This window comes from Micromonospora sp. NPDC049891 (assembly GCF_040660295.1).
Classification (GTDB): Bacteria; Actinomycetota; Actinomycetes; order Mycobacteriales; family Micromonosporaceae; genus Micromonospora.
On the sequence record NZ_JBFAML010000029.1, the window covers coordinates 57,801 to 80,979 of the forward strand.

Genomic DNA, 23,179 nt, shown 5'->3' on the forward strand with positions numbered 1-23,179 from the left:
GAGTACGCGTGGGTCTGGGACGCCATTTGCTGGGTGAGCGCCGGGGAGGCCTGGCCCAGCGGCGACGAGGACCGGATGCGGGAGCTGGCCGACGCGTGGCAGGCGTTGGCCGACACGGTAAGCGAGACGCTCGGCCAGGCCGATCCGGCGGTCATGAAGATCCTGCAGAGCTGGGGCGGCGGTGCCGGCGAGGCGTTCGGCGGCTTGTGGAACCAGATCGGTGTGGACCCGAACACCGGCCTGCCGCTGATCCAGGAGATCTCGGCCGCGTACGCCGCAGGATGTGACCAGGCGGCACTGGAGATCGAGTACGCGAAGCTGACCGTGCTGATCGCGGTCATCATCACCGTCATCGCGGTCTTTGTCGCGCTCCTGATGGCCTGGCTGGGTGGGGTGTCGGCAGGTGCCATTCCGGGCATCCTGGCCGGTGGTCGGCAGGCGGTGACGATCGCCTTCCGGCGGTTGATCGCTCAGATGGGCCGGCAACTGCTGACCCGGGCGGGAATGCGGGCGGCTCTGCGACTGGCCGGCACCCGGATCGGCCAGACGGTCACCAGCCAGGGCTTCCGGCAGGGCCTCAATCGCCTCGGCCGTGAATTGCTGGAGGAGATCGGCGAAGAGCTGATCATCGACGTCGGTGCCCAGGCGTACCAGATGCACACCGGCGAGCGACGGCAGTGGGACGGCAACCGGACCCTCACCGCTGGCGTGGGTGGTGCCTACGGTGCGGTGCTCGGTACCGGCATGAACTGGGCCGGTCGGCGGGCGGCACCCCGCATGCCGTTCTCGTTCAGCCCGTCACAGCTCTCCTTCCGAGGCAGCGGCATGGTTCGCTGGGGCAGCACGAGCCTCGCCTCCGGTGCCCAGAACGCCGTCATCTCGCCGGCAGCCAGCGTGCTCGCCAACGGCACGATCAACGGGCAGTGGGCCATGCCAGGTGCCGATGCGTTCCTGGGCGGCTTCGCCAGCGGTGCCGGCCGTACCGGTGCGACCCTCGCCGGTGGTGCCACCGGCAACCTGATGGCGCGCGGCACCAACGCGATCCTCGGCAGGATGGGGCTCGACGTCACGCCGAATGTCGGCCCGGCCGGCGGGACCGATCCCGGCCTTGGCGTCGGAGGGGCGAACGGCCTCGGCGACCTCGGCGGCGGTGCCAACGGCACCGGTGCCGGCTCGACCGGGGGTGGCTCAACCTCGGGGGCCGGTGCGGCTGGTGGCGGCACCGGCTCGGCAGCCGATGGTGGCGCGGCCACCTCCGGTAGTGACTCCGCGTCTGGTGTGGGCGGATCCGGTTCGGACGGTGCGGGCAGCGCCAGCGGAGCTGGCGGCACCACAGATGCCGGGGCGACCGACACGGGCAATGGCGCGTCGCAGAGCGACACCGGCACGGTCCCCGACAGCGGAGCGGGCTCGATCAGCCTCGCGCCGCCCACGGCGGACGGTTCCGCAGCGCCGTCGAGCGATGCGACAGGTGCACCGGCCGGCGACCCGGCCAGCTCCGCCGACCCGGCGCGTGTCGACGGCTCGACCGGGAACCCGGTGGCCGTCCCCGCCGACGGTGTGACCACGACACCCGACGGCACGCTGACCGGCGGCGGCGTCGGGGACGGTGGCACCACCACCACCAACAACGACCAGAAGGGGACGCCGGAAAGCCAAGCTGTGCCGGTCACCACCTCACCCGGCACCGACCGGGCCGACGCGAGCACCAACACCGACACCAACGTCAGTGACCGGACGACGAGCGAGGCGACGGTTCGGACCGACGGCGGGCCGGTCGCAGGCCCACCGACGGACGCCACGGCCACCCCACCCGGTGACGGCTCGACCGGGTCCGGTCGAACGGCCACCGACAGTCCGGTACGTGACGCCACCGTCGCCGGGCCGGTCGACACGGCGAGTCCCTCCGTCACCGCTGACGTGCCGCCCACCGTGCTACCCGGCACGTCGACCGCAGCCCCGGTGACGGCACCCACCGCTCCGGTGGTAGCGACACCACCCGGCACGGTCACGCCCACCGGCCCGACCACCGCGACGAACCCGGCCCCCACCACCGGTACCCCCGCCACGACCGGCCCGCAGGTGGCGAACACTCCCAACGCCTCGACGCCGACCACGACCGGCACACCAGCCACCGGCACGAACACCCAGCAGCCCGCCGGCAACACCGCCACGCAACCGGCGGCCGGCCGGGGCACACCGGTCAATCCGACGGCGGCGAACACGGCAGGCTCAATCTCGCTCGCGCCAGCTGCGGGCCCGGCCACCACCAACCCGGCCCAGCCCACCGGAACCACCCAGCAGGTCGGGCCCACCCAGCAGCCGGGCACACCGGCCCAGCAGGCCACCCCGGCCCAACCCGCGCAGTCCACCACAAGGCCGGACACGACACCTGCGCCAGCCAATCCGCTCGCCCCCACGGTGCCTGAACAGACGGCGGGCACCGAGCCGACGACGCCCTCCCCCGACGCCACTCCCACTGCCGACACGGACACCGATCCGAACCCCGACCGAACCGATCCGGCTCAGCGGACCACCGACGGACCGGTCGTGATTCCGGTGCCGACCAGCAGCGGCACCGTCCAGGGCGGGCCGACAAACCCCGCTCCCGAGACCGCGACCGGCCCGGTCGACCCGCAGACCCTCAAACGGTCCGAGGGGCCGACCGGCCGCGGTACCCACAGCTGGCAGCTGGCTCCGACCTCGGTCGACGGTGATCCGAACGGTCCCGAAGCCGAGCATGCGCTGATCGAGGCGTCACGGACGCTTGCCGAGACTGTCCGGCGGGAGGTGAAGGCAGGGACGATATCCAAGGGCAAGCAGCCGGGCATGGCCGGTGCGTTGCTGATGCCTGACGGCAGCATCACCACGCACACCAGCATGACCGCCGACCGGAGCACGAAGCCGCCTACACAACCCCGGGTACATCCGCTTGCGCAGGCCACGCTGGACCGCATCGCGACGACCCTTGTTGACGGCGTGGGCGGCGGGCACGGAAAGTGTGCCGAGGTTGCTCTTGTTTCCGACCAGCTCTACCTACTGGAGCAACGATGGCGGAGCACGGGCGAGCCCGGCACCTTCGAGCAGTACGCCTTGGACGCTCTGCAAGGCGCCAAGATCGTCACGCACCAGGTCAAACAGGCTAGATCAGACGGCTTTACCTACGACCTCGGGCATTACCGACCGCCGTGTCGATCGTGCGCACACTTTCTGCCGCAGTTCAATGTCGAGCCAATCTCGGACCCGGATCGGGACGTAAGTACCTACCGACCTCCCGTACTGGGTGCTGTGGGTGCCGGCCCATCGCTTAGCGACAGCCGCCCCTACGGCCAGCCCGAGGGTCTGATTCCGCCTGACCCGACCGACCAGCGGGCGCTGGAAGATGCCGTGCCAGCGGATCAGGCGACCGGGCGTCCTTCGGTCCATCCGGATCCGCGTGGCCAGTGGACCGGGCTGATTAATGACGGCGGGCCGACTGTGTCGGGTCGGGACAGCAACTGTGCCGACGTCGGGCTCTCCGTGCTGTCTACCTGGTTCGGCCGGCCAGAGGTGGCCGCACCAACTGCGCCGTCGACGTCGGTTGAGACCGGCAGTACCGGACGGCAGGAACGAGCACTCGGGGCCCCCTTCACCCACCAGGGCAGCGGGACGACCGGGCTGGACGCGGTCGCCGAGGCTCTTCGCGCGGCAGGCCCGGGGTCTGCGGCATTGATCGTCACCAGTTGGGCTGACGGACCAGGCGCGCATACCTGGAACGCTGTCAACCACGACGGCACCATCATCTGGCTTGACGGCCAGAATCAGATGATCTCGGAAAGCAACCCGCTGCACGCCGCCCGGGTGGACGGCGTCTGGTCGATCGTGCTGGATGCCGAAGGTGATCCGATCGTCCAGGCGGTGCCCGAAGCCAGCACACCGGCTCCGGTCCCACCGGCCTCGACCGCGGACGTGCCGGCGGGAGGTCGGGACCAGAACTCTCCGACCGGCCGGCCCGGCGCAGTCACCGACCCGAACAACCCCGACCGCACGCCGGGCGACCCGACCAGTCCCGACGGGACACCGGCCGACCCGAACAACCCGGTAGGACCGCCGGCCGACCCGAACAGTCCCGACCAGACGCCGGCCGCCCCGAGTGACTCGGGCGTGGCGCCGGGCAGCCCGGATCCGGAGGGCGATCCCGACCCGGGCCGCGAGGGCGGGACGGATCCGGACGCCGAGGTGAACCCCGATCCGGCCTCCTGGCCGGACATGCAGGGCTGGCCGATGCCGGACACGCGCCAGTTCGGGCCGGAGCAGTTGGCGCCGTTGGAGGATCCGCAGTACCAGGACGATGTCGAGGACAGCCTGCGAACCCCGGAAGGGTACGAGGTCTTCGCCGACCCCTCGACCCACCCGTACGGTCAGCTGATCAACGACGGCGGGCCGGATCAGCCTGGCCGGGCCAACAACTGTGTCGACACGATCCTCGCGGCGCTGGCCAGCTTCTACGGCGATCCGCAGGTCTCGCATCCGCGTTGGCCGGACCGGCTCGACGACGGGACCGTCGACACGACGCTCGGCGAGCTGAACGGCTTCGGCCGGATCGAGAGTTGGATCGGTGGCGAGTGGACGGGCGACAACGACGCCCTTCCGGGTACGCCCGCCGAGCGGTCGGCGGCGCTGGCCGACCAGTATGAGCAGCTGTACCAGCGGGTTCGCGACGCCGGCCCGGGCGCGGCCGCGGTCGTCGCCGTCGACTGGATCCAGTTCGACGAGAACACCGGGGACCCGCTGCTCGATCCCGAGGGCAACACGATGCCAGCCGGTGAGCACGTCTTCCTGCTCGTGTACCCGGAGGGCGCGGACGGGCCGGTGTGGTGGGATCCGCAGTTCGGCAGCACCACCACCGATCCGCTGCCCGGCGACTATGTTGGACTGACGCACAACCTGTGGTCGATGGAGGTGCAGCCCACCCATGCCGATGAGCAGGGAGGAAGCCCGGCAACTGATGACCAGGTTGCTGGGGACGGACAACCCGGTAGCGGTGTTCCCGTTCGAGTTCGGCTGGGCAGCCCAGGAGACGCTCTCCCCGCAGCAGCGGAGGCAGGGCCGGCAACTGGGCCAGGGGGTCTTCATCATCGACCAGACCGGAGTGGTGACCGTACATCCCAGCCTGCCACCACCGTTGATCATGAAACGGTACGCGGCGGCCCGCCGGGAGGGCCGGATCACCGGCCGGCAGGTCTGGCCGGTCCCGGATCCGACGGACTGAGCGACGCTGGCGCGGCACCGGACGGCGATCCCGTCGGAAGTCCCTACCTGGACGGGCTCCCGGACACCGACCGGACCACCCTGCTCGACGCCCTGACCGAGGCGCGGACAGAGGCCGACCAGATCCTGGCCGACCTGCACAGCGTCAACGCCGAGGTGAACGCGCAGCTCGGACTGACCGGCACGGACTCGCTCAGCACGCTGGGCGAGCAGCACCGCGTCAAGGGCGCGGAGTCCCTGGCCCGCAAGTACCGCACCGAGCTGGAACCACTCGGGTACGACATCGGTTCGGCCCTGGACACTGTCAACGACGTGGTGCGGTTCTCGGTGCGGGGACCGGAGTCCGAGGCGTACGGGCCGGCGGTGGACGCTCTTCTCGCCTCGTTGGAGGCCCAGGGCTACCAGGTCACCGACCTGAAGAACTTCTGGCACCCAGGGAACCGGTTCTTCGGTCTGAACTGCACGCTGACGGCACCGTCCGGGCGTACCTTCGAGCTGCAGTTCCCGACCGAAACCAGCTACAACGTCGGCAAACAGACCCACGACCAGTACGAGGTGATGCGCGATCCGGCACAGTCGCCGGCCGCCCGCGTACACGCGTTCCTCGACATCCTGGCGGTCAACAAGGCCAACGGAATCGCGGCGAGCATGCCGGGGGGCATGGACAGCGCCCGGTTCGACACGCCGAAGGACACCAGCTTCGCGAAGTGGATGGCATCGCCTCGGCAGGCGAGTATCCGGGAGTCGTACCTCGACTGGCTCGGGCAGCAGGGCCTGACGTTCGCCGACGTGCTCGCCGCGCGAGGATTGGCCGCGTCCGACCTGCCGGGTCTGGACCCTGACCTGATGGGGGGCGTGCATGGCACCGCTGACCTTCGGCTACTTCCTCCTCCGGAGACCGGACGATCCGGACGGCCCGCCGGTAAACCTGATCGCGGAGGCGGACAGCGCCGGACCGACCCAGGCGGTGATCTGGGATCGACCGACCCGGGCGTGGACGTTCCGCCCGGACGTGGCGGCGGCGATCCTGTGGGCGAATCCGGAACGCCACGAGATTCAGCAGGTCGACCGGGCGACGGCCGAGCGCCAGGTGGCGCACTTCGCGACGGTGCCGTTGCCGACGGAGGACGAGCTGACGGAGATCTGCCGCTCGGCGGTCTGACCGCCGAACTTCCCGGCGGGCGTCCCTCGTCGGTGCCGCTCGACACGGACCACGGGTTGGCGCAGACCCGGCGGCTCGGGCCGGGGGAGCTGGCACCGTTGGAGGACCCGGGACACCAGTGGGACGTCGAGCAGAGCCTGCGCACGCCGGACGGGTACCTGCTGTTCGCGGATCCGTCCACCCATCCGTACGGGCAGTTGGTGAACGACGGCGGACCGGACCAGCCGGGGCGCGCCAACAACTGTCTGGACTCCTCGCTCTCGGCGCTGTCCAGCTTCTTCGGCGACCCCAGGGTGTCCTTCCCCCGTTGGCCGGACGTCCGCCCGGACGGCACGATCGAAACCGTGACCGGCGAGGCGAGTGGCCTCGACCGAGCCGAGGAATGGCTCGGCACCGAGTGGTCGGGTGGGTCGGAAGGGCTGCCCACGACACCGGCCGAGCACGCGGCAGCGGTCGCCGAGCAGTACGCACAGCTTCATCAGCGTGTCGCGGAGGCCGGTCCGGGTTCGGCGGCCCTCGTCGTGGCCGAATGGGTCAGGACGGATCCCCGCACCGGTGAACTCGTCCTTGACCAGGGGCAGGTACAGGTTCAGGACTCGCACGCCTTCGTCCTGGTGTATCCGGAGGGTGCCGACGGGCCGGTCTGGTGGGATCCACAACGAGGGACGACGTGGCCGCAGCCACCAGCCGCGTACCTGTCGCAGACATACGCGCTGTGGTCGATGGAGACCATGGCGGAAAGGGTTTCGGATGACGGAGGACGAGGCGCTGACGCTGATCAGACGCCTGCTGGGCACGGCGAACGAGATCGAGCTGCACCCGTTCGAGTTCGGCTGGCTGGCGAAGGAGCAGCTGTCACCACCGGAACGGGCGGAGGGCAGACAACTGGGTCACGGGAGCTACATCATCGACCGGACGGGAGTGATCACAGCTCAGATGAGTCTGCCGGTACCTCTGCTGATCTCGGAGTACACGCAGGCCCGCCGGGAGGGCCGGATGACGGGTCGGCAGGTCTGGCCGACGGAGGAAGCAACGGCCTGACACCGCCGGTCGGAACGGCCGGGGACGTCACGCCATCAGGCGTGGACGGCCCGCCGCCATCGAGCGACTCCAGGCCGGTAGCCGACCCTGACGGCCCCGACCTACGGCAGGCGGCAGCCGGTACGACCTTCGGCGGCACGCTGCTCGACGCCGACCCCGGGCGTACCTCCATCGCCGTCGAGGCGGCCCTCACCACAGGGCCTCTGCCTGACGGGGCGAGTGCCGACCCGGCCACCGCCACGGTCACCCTGACCACCCTCGACGGCCCCTATCCGGTACGCGTCGAGTTGACCCCGGCTGTGGCGGACGCGTCTGTCGTGCCGGTGGCCACCATCCACCACACCCCCGACGGGGCCGTCGTACAGGTGTCGACGAGCGCCCACCCGGACCACGTCCGACGGGCGGTGGCGGCGGCGCTCGCCGAGGTGGACACCATCGCCCAGCAACGGGCCGAGGGACTGCGGTTCGACGCCACCACCGCACTCGCTGAGGGTGCCCGGCCGGAGGGCGACGGCACCCGCGTGCTGACCGCGCGCGACATCGGCCACCTGGCCGAGCTGCGGGTGGTGCTCGCCGACAGTTCCGCCGCCACCGATCCGGGGATCGCCGGCCAGCTACGTGCCGAGGCACTCAGCCTGCTCGTCGCCTCCGGTCTCCTGGAACAGGAGCCGGTGCACGTCGTGCACGGACTCGGCAGCAACACGCCTGTGGTCGGGCCGGAGGCTGCCCGCGCCCGGCTCGACCTGATCCACGATCATCTGGGCCCCCTCGCCGCCGAGGTGGAAAGCCTGATCGGGCTCGCGCAGAGCGACGGCCAGCAGCTCGTGGCGGACATCCGGGCAGCCCAGTCGGCTGTCCGTGCCGAGGCCCGTGCCTGGGCACAGCAGGCCACGGAGCTGCGTGACCAGGCCGATCTCGCGCTGACCGCGAGAGTGGACGCGACCCTGGGGGTGGCGCCCGACCATGTCTTCGACCGACTCGTCATCGGTGGTGGCTGGGCGGCGACCGCCGACTTCGTCACCATGGGAGCCGCGCCGGACGCCGGCCACGGCCTGCCGCCGGTGCTCTGCGTCTCACAGGGACACGACCCGTGGGCGGAACGCCAGGCGCTGCTGATGGGGCAGGTCCCGTCGGAGCTGGAGATCCCCGGCCTGCCGTTCCAGCCGGGCGACCTGGCCGAGGAGGGTACCCAGTTCACCCCCTCCGACGTGTTCGCCGACGCGGTGGGCGCTGCGCGGGCGCTCTCCGGCATGCCGACCTATCAGGGCACCGCGACCTCGATCACACCCCGACCGGCCGACGCCACTGGCTGGCCCGACGGCGCCAACTTCCGAGTGACTGTCAACGGCCGGGACTTCTACACCACCTCGGTCGACATCGCCAGCGGGCCGGGACCGTCCCGGGTGCCGAGCGTCCCGGCCGACGCCGCCGGCACCTACGTCGACCCGACCAGCGGCTACCGGGTCGACCGCTCCGGCAACGCGCCGCGGTTCCAGGACCCGGACGGCAACCTGGTCGCACCGGAGAGCGTGCCGCCTGCCGTACGAGCGGTCCTCGGCGGCGCCGGCACCAGCCGGGGCGATCTGCCGCTGCTCGCGGATCTGACCGGGCGACCCACCGATCCGCTTGTGGTCGACCCGACGTCCGGGTATGCCGTGGACCTCACGACCGGCCGGGTTGTCGACTCCGCCGGCACGCCTGTCGATGCCGGTGCCGTGCCGGCCGAGGTCGGGGCGCGGTTGGGCTTCGCGCCGGACGGTTCCTTCCGTGACCCCCGGCCGTCCACGCCGCCTGTCGACTTCGGTGGGCAGAACCTCGCCGACGCCTACCGCCCCGGCGACCGGGTGCTCGTCTTCGGTGCCGGCGCATCCGGTGCGTGGGACATCGAGCAGGCCGTGGCATCGCCCGCCGCGAGCGTCGACTGGTCGGCCCGCGCGATGGAACCGCCGCCCGACCAGCTCACCGGTGACCCGGACCAGGACGCCGAGGCGCGCCTGCGGCACAGCTTCGGGGGTGGTTACAACCGGCGGAACACGCTGCCCGATGTGGGTGCCTACGCCGACACGGTGCAGAGCCAGGTCGACCGCTCGCTGCGGGAGATCGTCAGCCTCCGGCACACCGTCGACGGTGGCTTCCAGGTCGAGTTCACCGACGGTAGCCGACAGACGTACGACCGGGTGGTGCTCTCCATCGGCCAGGCGGCCGAGTTCCCCGGCGGTGTCGCCAACCTGCTTCCCGACATGGATCTTGCACCCATCGAAGGGCTGGCCACCGAACCGGTAGGACCTGCCGACGTGCTGGGGCTGCAAGACGACAGTGGTCAGCTGCGCATTCTCGGGGCGGCCAGCGTGGCTGGCCCGGTCATCAGCAGGGTCGACGAGACGGTGGAGGGGGCGATCCGCCGCCAGGCGGCGGCACTACCGTCCGATTCCCGGGGCATCGCTCCCAGCATCCGCTTCCATGCGCAACGGATCGCCGAGGCCAACCGACCGGGACCGTCGGCTGCCACGAGTGACGGCCCGACCCTGCCCGGTCCCCCGTCCGGCCCGGACGCCTCAGACCTCTTCCCAGCCGACACCGAGCCAGTGCCATCCCCATTGGACGTCGAGCCAGGGCAGGGCTCCGTACCGGGCGATCAGTTCCTGCCCGAGCGGGGGCATCTCGACCGACATGGGCTTCCCGTCGATGTCTTGTCCGTGGCCCCGGGCGGTGACCTCGACGGGGTTGCGTCGCAGGTCGACGTAGCGCAGGGCGGGCAGGTTGCGGGTGGCGGCCAGGGCTTCGGCTCCGGCCGCACCGATGCCGCAGCGGGCCAGACCCAGCCAGCGCAGCCGGCCCAGGTGCGGGGAGTCGACGAGCGCGGCGAGCCCGTCGTCGCCGATCAGGTTTCCGCGCAGGTCGAGGGCGATCAGGCGGTTGAGGCAGGTGACCTGGGCGACCTCGGTCATGAGTCCGGCGGCCTCGACCAGGATCAGGTGGCGGACGGGATGGTGGGCCCAGACCTCGTCGCCGTGGTCGATGAAGGTGCGGGCGGTCATGGTGACCGACTCGATCAGGCCATTGCGGGTTCGCCAGTCGACGAGCAGGTGGGCGACGGGATCGGCGAGGCGCGGGTGGATCCGCCGGTGCAGAAGCATGATCTCTCGGGTGTTGCGGATTCCGGCGAGGTCGAGACGGATCAGCGCGGCGTGTTCGGGGTCGGCGGTTTCGACGGCGTCGGCGTAGCGCCTTCGCAGGTCGAGGTCGTCGGGGTCGGCGAGGATGGCGGCGTAGAGGTCGGCGGGCGTGGCCATGACGGCAGCGTATCGACGGACGGCGCGGTCGGCCCCGCCCCCGCCCCGTCACTGCCGGAGAGCCGGCGGTTCGGTCCGGGTGAGCTGGCGCCGTTGGAGGACCCACGTTTCCAGGACGATCTGGCGGCGAGCCTCGCCACCCCGCAGGGGTACGCGGTCTTCGCGGATCCGTCGACCCACCCGTACGGACTGCTGGTGAACGACGGCGGACCGGAGCAGCCCGGCCGCGCCAACAACTGCCTTGACTCGTCGCTGGCGGCCCTGGCCAGCTTCCACGGCGACCCGCAGGTGTCCGTGCCACGCTGGGCGGACCGGTTCGACGACGGCTCGATCGACCGCGTCTCCGGTGAGCGGGGTGGGCTGGAGCGTGCCGAGGCCTGGATCGGTGGGCAGTGGCTCGGCGGTACCGCCGATCTGCCGACGGACCTGTCCGCCCGTACCGACGCGGTGGCCGCCCAGTACGCGGACCTTCACCGGCAGGTGGCGGAGGCCGGCCCGGGGGCTTCGGCGCTGGTGGTGGCGGACTGGTTGTTCCTCGACCCGGCCGGGAACGTGGTCCTCGACGAGACCGGCCAACCCGAGGTCGACGGCTCGCACGCCTTCGTGATCGTCTTTCCGGCGGACGCCGACGCGCCGGTGTGGTGGGATCCGCAGACCGGGACGACGTCGGCGGAGATGCCGGCCGCCGATGTGCGGGAAACCCACGCCCTCTGGGCGATGATGGTGCCTGACGGAGAGGGGCGAGTTGACCGAGGACGAGGCGCTGACACTGATCAGCCGACTGCTGCGGACCGGGAATCCGATAGTGCTTCGGGAGTTCGAGTTCGGCTGGCTGGCCCGGGAGAGACTCTCGGAGCAGGAGCGGGCCTCGGGGATGCACGTGGGCCAGGGGAGCTACATCATCGACCGGTCGGGAGTGATCACAGCGCACACCAGCCTGCCACCGCGTCGGGTGATGGAGGAGTACGCGCAGGCGCGACGCGAGGGCAGGATCAAGGGCCGGCAGGTGTGGCCCGAGGCGGACCCGACGGCCTGACCCGGGCCGACGGCTCGACGCCGTCGGACGAAGCGACCGGGGACACCGGATCCATCGGCCCCGGTGGCCCGCCAGGACCGGGTGCCGACCCCACGGCCGCCGCCGACGGACCCGATCTTCGACGGGCCGCCGCCGGTACGACCTTCGGTGGCGCGCTGCTCGATGCCGATCCGGTACGGACCGGGGAGGCCGTCCAGGCCGCCCTGAACGGCGGACCGCTGCCCGACGGGGCGCACGTCGACCCAGCCACCGGCACCGTCACCCTGGATACCCTCGACGGCCCCTACCGGGTACGCATCGAACTGGCCGCCCCCGTTCCCGACGTGTCGCTCGTTCCCGTCGCCACCGTGCAGTACGACCCCGACGGTGCGGTGGTGCAGGTGTCGACCGGGGCGCATCCGGACCACGTACACCGCGCGGTCGCCGCGGCCCTGGCCGAGGTGGACGCGGTCGCTCAGGATCGGTCCGCGGGGCTGCGCATCGACGCCACCACGGCGCTCGCCGAGGGCGCTCGGCCGGAGGGCAGCGGTGCCCGGACCCTCACCGCACGGGACATGGGCCGCCTCGCCGAACTGCGGGTCGTGCTCGCCGACAGCGCCACCACGTCCGATCCGGCCCGAGCCGGTCAACTGCGAGCTGAGGCGCTGAGTCTGCTCATCTCCTCCGGCCTGCTGGAGCAGGAACCCCTGCATCCCGTGCACGGACACGGCGACAACGTGCCGGTGGTCGGGTCCAAGGCCGCCCAGGCACGTCTGGATCTGATCCGGAACCACCTCGGCACCCACGCCCCGGAGCTCGACAGCCTGGTCGGTCTCGCACAGAGTGACGGGCAACAGCTCGTCGCGGAGCTGCGGGCCACGCAGTCGGCCGTCCGCGCCGAAGCCCGGGCCTGGGCCCAGCAGGCCACCGCCCTGCGCAACGAGGCCGATCTCGCGCTCACCGCCAGGGTGGACGCCGCGCTGGACGCGACACCCGATCACGTCTTCGGTCGGCTGGTGATCGGTGGAGGGTGGGCCGCCACCGCCGACTTCGTCACCTTGGGCGCCCCCGCCGATCCGGGGACCGGCCTCCCGCCGGTGCTCTGCGTCTCGCAGGGACACGACCCGTGGGCGGAGCGACAGACGCTGCTGATGGGGCAGGTCCCCTCGGAGCTGGAACTTCCCGGGCTGCCGTTCCAACCGTCCGACCTCGCCGAAGCGGGCACCCAGTTCACCCCCTCCGACGTGTTCGCCGACGCGGTGGGCGCGGCCCGGGCGCTCAGCGGCATGCCCACCTACCAGGGGCTGGCCACCTCGGTCACGCCTCGCCCAACCGACGCCGCCGGCTGGCCCGCCGGTGCGAACTTCCGGGTGACCATCGGAGGGCGCGAGGTCTTCACCGCGTCGCTCGACATCGCGACCGGTCCCGGTCCCTCCCGGCTGCCGAGCGCACCGACCACCACCGACGGTCGGTACGTCGATCCGACCACCGGCTACCGCGTGGACCGGTCCGGGGACACGCCGGTGTTCCACGACCCCGCCGGTGCGGTCGTCGATCCGGGCGGACTCCCCCCGACCGTACGGGCCGTCCTCGGTGGCACCGGTACCGGTGCCTCGGATCTGCCGCTGCTCACCGATCTCGGTGGTCGGCCGACGGATCCGCTGATCGTCGACCCGTCCTCCGGCCACGCCGTCGACATCCTGACCGGGCAGGTCCAGGATCGGGCAGGCGTTCCGGTCGATCCACGGACGCTCCCCGAGGAGGTCGCCGCCCGGCTCGGCCATGCCCCGGACGGCTCGTTCACCGACCCCCGCCCGGCCGCACCGGCTGTCGACTTCGGTGGGCAGAACCTGGCCGACACCTATCAGCCGGGCGACCGGGTGCTGGTCTACGGCGCGGGACCGTCCGGCGCGTGGGACATCGAGCAGGCGGCAGCCTCCATGGCCGGACGCATCGACTGGTCGGCCCAGGCCAGGCCGCTACCGGCCGATCGGGTGACGGGTGATCCCGTCGTGGACGCCCGAGCGCAGCTGGAGTTCAGCTTCAGCGGCGGTGACAACCGGCGCAACAACCTGCCCGGCCTCGGTGCGTACTCAGACGCTGCCCGGGCCCGGGTGGCGGACATGTCGCTGCGCAGCGTCGTCGGCATCCGGCACACCGTCGACGGGGCGTTCGTCGTCAGCTTCAGCGACGGCACCGAGCAGGTCTACGACCGGGTGGTGCTCTCGATCGGGCAGGAGCCCCGACTTCCCGGCGGCGTGCACTCCCTGCTGTCCGATGTGGAGCTGTCGGCGCTTGAAGGTCCGTCCCTTGACGTCGACAACCCCGTCCCCGACGTGCTGGGCCTGCGAGACGACAGCGGCCGGCTCAGGGTTCTCGGCGGTGCCGGCGTGGCCGGTGCGCTCCTGGCAGAGGTTGGCCGGGCCGTCCGACGGGCCGTCGACCTTCAGGCTGATGCGCTGCCGGACGACTCGCGTGGGATTCCACCGAGTATTCGTTTCCACGCCCAGCGGATCGCAGAGGCGAACCGTGGCGTCTCGCCCACGCCGTCGCCCAATGACGGCGGCTCCGCCCCGCTGGACTCGCCGTCAGATCTCGTCCCAGCGGACAACGCCGAGCAGCGCCCAGCCCCACTGGGTGTCGAGCCACGGCAGCGGGCCGTAGCGCTCGACCAGCTCCTGCCCGAGGGGAGGCATCTCGACCCAGACGGGCGATCCGTCGATGTGCTGCCCGTAGCCCTGAGCGGTGACCTCAACGAGGTTGTCGGACAGGTCGACGTAGCGCAGGGCGGGCAGGTTGCGGGTGGCAGCCAGGGCCTCGGCTCCGGTCCGGCCGACGCCGCACCCCGCCAGGCCCAGCCAACGCAACCTGCCCAGGTGGGGGGACTCGACCAGCGCGGCGAGCCCGTCGTCACCGATCAGGTTCCCGCTCAGATCGAGGGCGATCAGGCGGCTGAGGCAGGCGACCTGGGCGACCTCCGTCATGAGTCCGGCGGCCTCGACCAGGATCAGGTGGCGGACGGGATGGCTGGCCCAGACCTCCTCACCGTGGTCGACGAAGGTGCGGGCGGTCATGGTGACCGACTCGATCAGGCCGTTGCGCAACTGCCACGCCCTGAGCAGGTGGGTGACCGGCTCGGCGAGCCGGGGGCGGATCCGTCGGTGCAGGAACAGCGACTCCCGGGTGCCGTACTCCCTGGCCAGGTAGAGGCGGATCAGCTCGGCGCGCTCCGGGTCGGTGGCCTCGATGGCGTCGGCGTAGCGTCGCCGCAGGTCGAGGTCGTCGGGGTCGGCGAGGATGGCGGCGTAGAGGTCGGCGGACGTGGCCATGAGGCCAGCGTATCGACGGGTGGCTCGATCACTGCCGGTGCCGTTCCGGGCTCCACCTTCCACGGCCTGGGCCGACCGGCCGCCGATCCGGCGGCGGTGCTGGATCTGGCCCGGTCCGCGCTGCCACTGGTGGCCCCGTACGCCCAGGTGGATGCGGTGGTCGCGGTCGGACCGGACCTGTTCGAGATCCGCTCGGCCGGTCAGTATCCGCTGACCGTACGGCTCACCAGTGGCCCGTTGAGCGACGGGCTGGTGGCCCGGTCGAGCCGTGAACCGGACGGCGCCTTCACCGTCACCCTGTCTGACCGGGCCGCCGACCAGGTGGTGGCGCGGGCGCTCGCGCACGAGGTCGCCGAACTGGTGGCGCTGCACGAGTCCGGTCGGGCACTGGTCGGCCCGTTGGACCCGGGCAACGTCCACGGCCCGATCGATCCGGCCGGACTGACCGCTCATGACCGGGGGCGGATGGCGGAGATCCGGCTGCTCGCCGCCACGTACGCCGATGCCGACCCGGCCGCCCGACCGGCCGTGCGCGCCGAGATCGACGCCCTCGCCGGTCACCTCGGGCTACGTGTCGGTGACCCGGACGTCCGGTCGCGGTGGGCACTCATCCCACGCGACGTGCTGGCGCACCTGATGCAGCTCAGCGTGCCGTCGATCACGCCCGACGCGGTTTCCGCGGTGCTGGCCGGTGCCGCCACGCTCACCGAGGTCGAGCGGATCAGGATGATCGACTACCGGGCCCGACTCGCTCCGGACTTTCAGGTGCCCCCGCAGGCGGACCTGGACGCCCGGCTGCGGGAACTGGCGAGCGAGGCCGAGCACGCGCAGGCCGGCATGCCGCGGATGCCCGCGTTCGCCGGGCAGATCGTCGGCATCCCGCCGGCACAGCTCGGCCGGATCCGGGCGGTGGATCCGCAACTTGCCGACCGGCTCGCCACCGAGGGCATCTACGTCGACCTGACCGGCCGCTACGACCTGCGCCCGTACATGGTGCCGAGCGTGCCCGCCGTCGACCTCGGCGCGGCACGCCCGGCGTTCGACCTGACCACCGAAGCCGGGCGGCGCGCCCAACTGCACGAGGACCGGCAGCGGGCCCGGGCCGCGCTGCGTGGTCTCCGCGGTGACCAGGCAGCGGCGCTGCTCACCGGACACGACTTCCACTACCAGGGAACCGCCAGGTGGATGGGACTGGTGCCGGACGTCCTGACCGATGCGCTGCGCAGCATCACTCCGGCACCGACGACCACCGCCACCACCGTGGAGAACTCGGCGACCCAGGAAACGTCCGGAGAGATCCGGGTCGCGGCCGACCGGGTGACCCTGCCCCCGGAGTCGGCCAGCCAGCCGGGTCCGGTCTACGGGCCGGCGCTGGACGCCCGCACCGGGCAACCGCCACCACTATTCGACGGGCCACCGAAGCGGGAGGACGTCCAGCAGGGAGCCCTCGGCGACTGCGGCATGATCGCCGTCATCGGCTCGGTCGCCGGTCAACTGCCGGACACCGTCGCACAGATGTTCCACCCGAACCCGGACGGCTCGGTCGACGTGGTGCTGCACGAGACCGGTGGGCCAGGCCGCATGATCACGCCGACCGGTCGACAGCTACGGGTGACCGTCTTCCCCGACGTACCGCTGCACCCGAACTCGAACGGCCACAGCGCGTACGCCGACCAGTCCGTGGTCGGGGCGTCCTGGGCGTCGTTGCTGGAGAAGGCGATCGCGGCGATCGACCGGACCTGGACCCAGCAGCGCCACGACCAGTGGCAGCAACAGTGGACCGCCCGGCCGGGCGTGGATGCCGCGCAGGCGGCCCCGCTCGGCTACGCCCGGCTCGACAACGGCAGCAGTCGCCTGGTGCAGGCGGAGTTGCTCAGCCAGCTCACCGGCCTGCCGACCGGCGTCAGCGAACTCGACCCGACGCCGGGCCGGGAGGCCGCCGCCGAGGCGCGACTGGCAGCCCTGTTGGCCGCCGGCAGCCCGCTGATCACCGGCACCCGGCCGGCCGACGCCTACGCCTCACAGCCGGGCGGCAAGCCACCGTACGGACTCGTCGCGGGGCACGCGTACGAGATCGTGGCGGTGGCGAACGGCGAGGTGCAGCTGCGCAACCCGTGGAACTCCCGCCACCCGGCGCCGATGCCGCTGCGCGCCTTCCTCGACCTGATGAGCCCCTGGTACGCCCACGTCGAGCCGGCACGCAGCACGGTGGCCGCGTTGCCCGGCTCGGAGTTCCACGGCCAGGGCCGCCCTGCCGCCGACGCCCCGGCCGTGCTGGACCGGGCCCGGACGGTGCTGCCCACCCTGGCGGAGCCGGTCGGCGCGGACCAGATCGTGGCGGTCGGCCCCGACGTGTTCGAGGTGCGCGCGCCAGGCCTGGAGCCACTGCGCGTCCGGGTCACCGCCGCCGCTCTCGGCAGCGGCGTCGTGGCGCAGACCATCCGTAACCTGGACGGCACCTTCACCCTGACCGTCTCCGACCGCGCCTCGGACCTGGCGGTCGACCGCGCGGTGGCGCACGAGGCCGCCGAACTGCTGGCCCGGCACGAGACCGGTGAGGCTCAGTCCGGGCTCTTCGACCAGGGCGCCACCGAGGTACCGATCGACCCGGGTGGCATCTCGGTCCGGGACCGGGGCCGACTGGCCGAGCTGCGCCTGATGGCCGCCTGGTACGCACAGGCCGACCCCGCCGCCCGGCTCGCCCTGCGAGCCGAGATCGACACCCTGGTCGACCGGTTGGGCCTCCGCTGGGGTACGCCCGACGCAGCGGCCCGACTCGCGGTCCTTCCCGCTGATGTCTGGACCCAGGTGATGCAGCTGAGCCTGCCGGTGATCACACCGGAGGCGGTGGCGAGTGCCCTGGCCTTCAACCCCAACCAGACGATGGTCGAGCGGTTCCGCGCCATCGACTACCGCGGCCGGCTCGCTCCCGACTTCCAACCGCCGCCCGCCGCCGACCTGGCCGGGAAGCTGCGGGAGTTGGCCGTGCACGGGGAGCAGAGCCAGTCCTCGCTGCCCCGGATGCCCGCCCTCGCCGGGCAGCTCATCGGCCTGCCGCCCAACCTGCTGGACCAGGTCCGCAAGGTCGATCCACAACTCGCCGACCGGATCGCCGCCGAGGGCATCTACGTCGACCTGACCGGCCGTTTCGACCTGCGCCCGTACACCCTCGACGGCGCCCCCGAGTTCAACCTGGAGAGGTCCACACCCGCGTACGACCTGAACACCCCCGCCGGCCGGCACGCGTTGCTGACCGAGGACAGAACGCGGACCTATACGGCCTTCAACGTCGAGTACGGGTCGAATCCCGCCGCCATGGCCGTGCTCGCCACGCACAGCTTCCACTACCAGTCGGACGCGCGGCGGATGGCGCTGGTGCCGACGGCGCTGACCGAGGCGCTGCGGGCGATGATGCCGTCCGAGCCGGACGCCGAGGTCGAGGTCATCCCGACGGTTACCCCCGGCGAGGTCGCCGTGGCCGCCGACCGGGTGACGCTGCCCGACCCGAAGCCCAAGCATCCCGTTGAATACGGTCGCCCACTGTTCCCGGCAACGGGCCAGCCGGCACCGCTCTTCGACGGCCCGCCGGGACGGACGCAGGTGCAGCAGGGCATCTTGGGTGACTGCGGGATGCTGGCCACGATGGCGGCCCTCGCCGGGCATCGACCGCAGAGCATTCCCCAGCTGTTCCAGCCGAAACCGGACGGCACGGTTGACGTCCTACTGCACGAGAGCGTGTTGCGCGGAGACGAGTCGGTGGCGACCGGGCGGCGCATCCGAATCAACGTGCGCCCTGACATCCCGGTGCACGCCGGCAGCTCGTGGGCCGCGTATGCCGACCAGTCGGAGGTCGGCGTCGGGTGGGCGGCGGTGCTGGAGAAGGCGCTCGCGGCGGTCGACCGAACCTGGACCAAGGAGCGGCACGAGCAGTGGCAGAGCGAATGGCGCGGGTGGGAGAGCAAGGACGACCCGCACCGCGCCGCGCCGCTGGGCTACGCGCGGCTCAACGTCGGCAGCACCACTCTGATGCAGGCCGAACTGCTCACCCAACTCACCGGCCTGCCGGCCCGGCAGACGCTCCTCGATACCACGCCGGGGCGAGAGGCGGCGGTCGAACGACACCTGACGACCCTGCTCGCGGCCGGCAGCCCGATCACCATCGCGACGTGGTCGATGGAGACCTATCCGGGGCGCACATTGCCGCACGGGCTGAAGGCGAAGCACGTCTACGAGATCCTCGCGGTGCGGGACGGTCAGGTGCAGCTACGTAACCCCTGGAACAAGGAGCATCCGTCGCCAATGTCGGTGCGGGAGATGCTGGACCTGATGCAGCCGTGGTGCGCGCACCTGGAGCAGTCACCGGTTGCCGCTCCGCCGTCGCCTTCGGCGTACGGCGGCTCTGTAGCTAACGTCCAGCCACTCGTGCCGTCGCCCCGAACGTCCGCCGAGCAGATCGTCGGCCGCCCGTTGGCAGTTCCGAGCCCCAACACTCCGCTGATCGAGCAGCCCGGCCCGCTGGCTAAACCCGCCTCACCACCGCGCACCCTAGGTCGCACCCACCTCGATGACGAGCGGTACGCGATCGACTACTTCGCGTTGCTCGCCGGGGGCGGTAGCGTGGCTGGCCTGATGGTGTTCGAGGTCGGCGGCCCGGGACGCTCGCTGCACTGGACGGCCGGTGGCGTGGTGCCGGGGCAGGCGACGCCGGCACCTGTCGACCGTGCGGAGGCCGAACGGATCGCCCGCGACGTGCTCGGTTTCGTGCTTCCCGCCGAGCCGACGTTGTACGACATGCTGGACACCTGATCGTGCCTGAGAAATCCGGGAGAGAGCTGGTGCGCTCGTTTACTCATGTGGCTGTCGTCCAGAACAACACGACGACGCCGGTCGGGCCGGCTCGGTTCGGGGTGCGTTGGGTCGATGTGGGGCCGCCGGTGTGTGCCGAAATTATCGTGATGCCCTTCAGGAGCGAGGAGAGCTTCGCCCACGAGGTCACGCTCGGCGAGACCTTCCCGGTGGGCGAGGAGACTTGGCGCTTCGCCGACCTTGACATGTCCAGTGCGGACGACTGGGAGGTCACCGTCCGCCGGGTAGACGAGGGCGAGGTGATGGAGCCGCCAACCGGACGGCTGTGGAAGCGGGCTCGGCTACGCCCCTACGGCCAGCTCGACGAGACCCAGCTCCAGTCCTTGGAGGCCGCGCTCGGAGCCCAGCTGCCGCGGGGCTACCGCCTCTGGCTCAGCCGGAACAATGGTGCGCAACCCGAGGTGACGCACCACATCCCGGGGATGCCGATCGTCCTGTTTCCGACGGCTCCGCTGTTCGGCGTCCACCCCGAGTACCCCCCGTTCGACCTGGTGCACGCCCAGCGTCGACACCGAGATCCCTGGCTGTCGCGAGCCTGGCTGGTTATCGCGAGTACGGCCAGTGGGCTGCTGGTCGTCTCAGCGGAGTTGGGCAACGAGAGCGTCTATTTTGTGAGTGAGCTCGACCTGGTCGGACCACCTGACCCGGCCGCCGCAGCCGCCCGCGAACGGAAACTGAGGGCGGTGGCGTGGTCGATGTACGAGTTCATCGGCCGGCTGACCCCGATGGAACTGGACCACCTTCCTCCTGCGGAGATCCACCCGCCCGGGACGTTCACGGACCCCCGTAACTACGAGAACGGGCAGCTGTGAGCAAGCGTGTGCAGCCGGCGCCGTACGACTTGCTGAACACCTGATCGTGCCTGAGGGAGCCGGGAGAGAGCTGGTGCGCTCGTTTACTCATGTGGCCGCCGTCCAGAACAACGCGACGATGGACGTCGGGTCGGCCCGCGTCGCGGTGCGCTGGGTCGGCGCAGGGCCGCCGGTGCGGGCCGAGATCATCACGATGCCCCACCGGAGCGAGGACTCCTCGCACCATGAGGTAAGTCTTGGCGAGACCTTCCCGGTGGGCGAGGAGACCTGGCGCTTCGCGGACCTCGACATGGCCAGTGCGGACGAGTGGAAGGTCACCGTCCGTCGGGTGGACGAGAACGAGGTGCTGGATCCGCCCACCGGGCGGCTCTGGAAGCCGGCCCGGCTGCGCCCGTACGGGGAGCTTGATGAGGCACGGCTCCAGTCGCTGGAAGCTGCGCTCGGGGTCCGGCTGCCGCCGAGCTACCGTGACTGGCTGCGCCGGAACAACGGGGCGCAGCCGGAGGTGGAGCATCACATCCCCGGCGTGCCGTTCAGCCTGTTGCCGGAGCGACCCTTGTTCGGGGTGCATCCCGAGCACCCGCCGTTTGACCTGGTGCACGCCCAGCGCGTACACCGGGATCCCTGGCTGTCGCCGAACTGGCTGGTGATCGCTAACCCGTCCGGCGGCCTCCTGGTCATCTCGACGCAGTCGAGTGACGGGAGTGTCTATTTCGTGCACGAGATGGATCTGGTTGGGCCTCCCGGCCTCCCCGCCTCGGCTGCCCGGGAACGGAAGCTGCAGGGGGTGGCTCGATCAATGGGATACCTCGTCGGCCGGTTGACCCCGGTGGAACTGGACGACCTGCCGCCGGCGCAGATGATGCCGCCGGGAACCTTCACCGATCCTCGCAACTACGGGGACGGGCCGAGGTAGCCGAGGAGGCGGTGCTTAGGCGAGCCGCGCGAGCATCCCGGCGTACGCGTCGCGGACGGCGGTGAGCCGGTCGCGCCGGAACCGACCGGGCTCGCGCTGGTGCAGCTGCCGGCCCCGGTCGGTGGTGAAGGCGTTCGCTGGGACAGCGGCCGCGTCCGGCGGGATGAACTTGCCGACCTCGTCGAGTGCGGCCACGGCGCGGGTGAGCACGGCCCGGGCCCGCTGTCCGGCCTCGCCGCTTCCGGGGTCGGCCGGCACCTGACCGGCGTACGCGTCGGAGACCAGCAGCCATTCCCCTGGATCGAGCAACTGAGAGGGATCGTCCCCGCCGTAGCGGAACCCACCGCCGCCAGCAGTTGGCGCCGGTGGCAGCCGGAACAGGAACTCCCGTTCCTGGCCGCACCCCGGGCAGGTGCCCGTGTACCGGCTGGCCAAGTCACCGTCGTCGAGCGCCACGACCGCGCTCTCCCGGGGGAAGCGCGTCTCCCCGCAGGCGCACGGGTGCAGATCCATGTAGAGGTGCGCCTCCGCGTTGGTGCGGCTCAGCAGCGGGCTCATGCGACCCACCGTACCGATCGGACGCTTCCGCCGACGTCCCGGTCCGGGCGCTGGCATACTCGCCGACCATGGTGCTGTCACGCGGCTGGGCCGTGTTCCTCACCGGGGTCGGGGTCTGGACCTGGGTGATCTGGCCGAGGTTCGCGGTGGCCATCTGGAAGGACCCGAGGTCGTGGTCGAGCGGGACCGTCGGGGACTGGCCGGCGACCGGCTTCCTGTGGGTGCACGCGCTGCTCATCGCGGCGTCGCTGGCCATCGGCACGGCCGTCGGTCTGCTGGGCCTCCGTGGGTGGCGGGCGTCCCGACGCGGTACGCGCTGAGCCCGCGTCCACGTGGGGGTCGTCGGTCCGTGTTCCGGTGTGGAGGCGCCGGAGTGGTCGCGCCGCGGCCGGGTACCCAACGGGGGTGTGACGGGGACCGCTCCCCGCCGATTTGACGATCAATCCGCCGGGCGCGTAACTTTCTCTCTGCCAGCGCGGAACGGGCAAACAGGGCGAAAGCACTGACGGTCAGGTTCTCGAGGGCACCGGGTTCGCGAGGATGTTCATCCTCTGTGGACACGGCCGGGTGGGGCTCGACCGGGCCGCCGAGGGGCGGATTTGGTGGGGCGGAACCGACCGGGTAAGGTTGACGACCGGCAGGGAACCGGGCGAGCGTGCGGGCAACCGCAGCGGCCGGCCTGCCAAATCCGATGACCGAGTCAAGCGGGCAACCGCTGCGCTCGATCACGGGTGCCGAACCACCTGAAGCGTGACGGACCGGGACAACCCGGTTTGACTCGCCGCAGACGGTGAGGTAACGTAGTAAAAGTGCCCGGCGCGGTTGTGTTGGGTGTGGTGCCTCGGATGGTGGCCCTTGGTTGGGTTGTCTGATGGTGTGTGGTTGTTCTTTGAGAACTCAACAGGGTGCTTGATAAGCCAGTGCCAAATTGTTTGAT

Annotated in this window: 5 protein-coding genes; 4 read left to right on the plus strand and 1 reads right to left on the minus strand. The window is 71.3% G+C overall.

All coding sequences use genetic code 11. The features are described from left to right. Positions 1 to 33: 33 nt before the first annotated feature. The 3 genes from AB0I71_RS27195 to AB0I71_RS27205 are packed head-to-tail and all read left to right on the plus strand — an operon-like array spanning position 34 to position 21,684. Positions 34 to 19,896, plus strand: a complete 19,863-nt coding sequence (locus AB0I71_RS27195; RefSeq protein WP_357589292.1) for a toxin glutamine deamidase domain-containing protein — start codon at positions 34 to 36, stop codon at positions 19,894 to 19,896. A gap of 47 nt (positions 19,897 to 19,943) precedes the next feature. After that, entirely contained in the window at positions 19,944 to 20,768 is an 825-nt protein-coding gene (locus AB0I71_RS27200) for a DUF6406 domain-containing protein (RefSeq protein WP_357589294.1), read from the plus strand. A 46-nt stretch (positions 20,769 to 20,814) separates the two neighbouring features. Then, complete coding sequence (locus tag AB0I71_RS27205; RefSeq protein ID WP_357589296.1) at positions 20,815 to 21,684, plus strand: DUF6406 domain-containing protein; 870 nt, start codon at positions 20,815 to 20,817, stop codon at positions 21,682 to 21,684. Between the two features lie 15 nt (positions 21,685 to 21,699). On the opposite strand, the gene AB0I71_RS27210 is transcribed toward AB0I71_RS27205, so the two are convergent. Then, positions 21,700 to 22,242, minus strand: coding sequence for a hypothetical protein (locus AB0I71_RS27210; RefSeq protein ID WP_357589298.1), 543 nt, complete (start codon positions 22,240 to 22,242; stop codon positions 21,700 to 21,702). Positions 22,243 to 22,310: 68 nt separating this feature from the next. Between AB0I71_RS27210 and AB0I71_RS27215 the strand changes: the two genes are divergently transcribed. Beyond that, positions 22,311 to 22,562, plus strand: coding sequence for a hypothetical protein (locus AB0I71_RS27215; protein ID WP_357589300.1), 252 nt, complete (start codon positions 22,311 to 22,313; stop codon positions 22,560 to 22,562). Positions 22,563 to 23,179 lie beyond the last annotated feature (617 nt).

What these genes read in the sequence shown, in the direction of transcription:
- AB0I71_RS27210 (WP_357589298.1), bottom strand. Translation starts at nt 22,242, where the DNA reads ATGAGCCCGCTGCTGAGCCGCACCAACGCGGAGGCGCACCTCTACATG.
- AB0I71_RS27215 (WP_357589300.1), top strand. Translation starts at nt 22,311, where the DNA reads ATGGTGCTGTCACGCGGCTGGGCCGTGTTCCTCACCGGGGTCGGGGTC.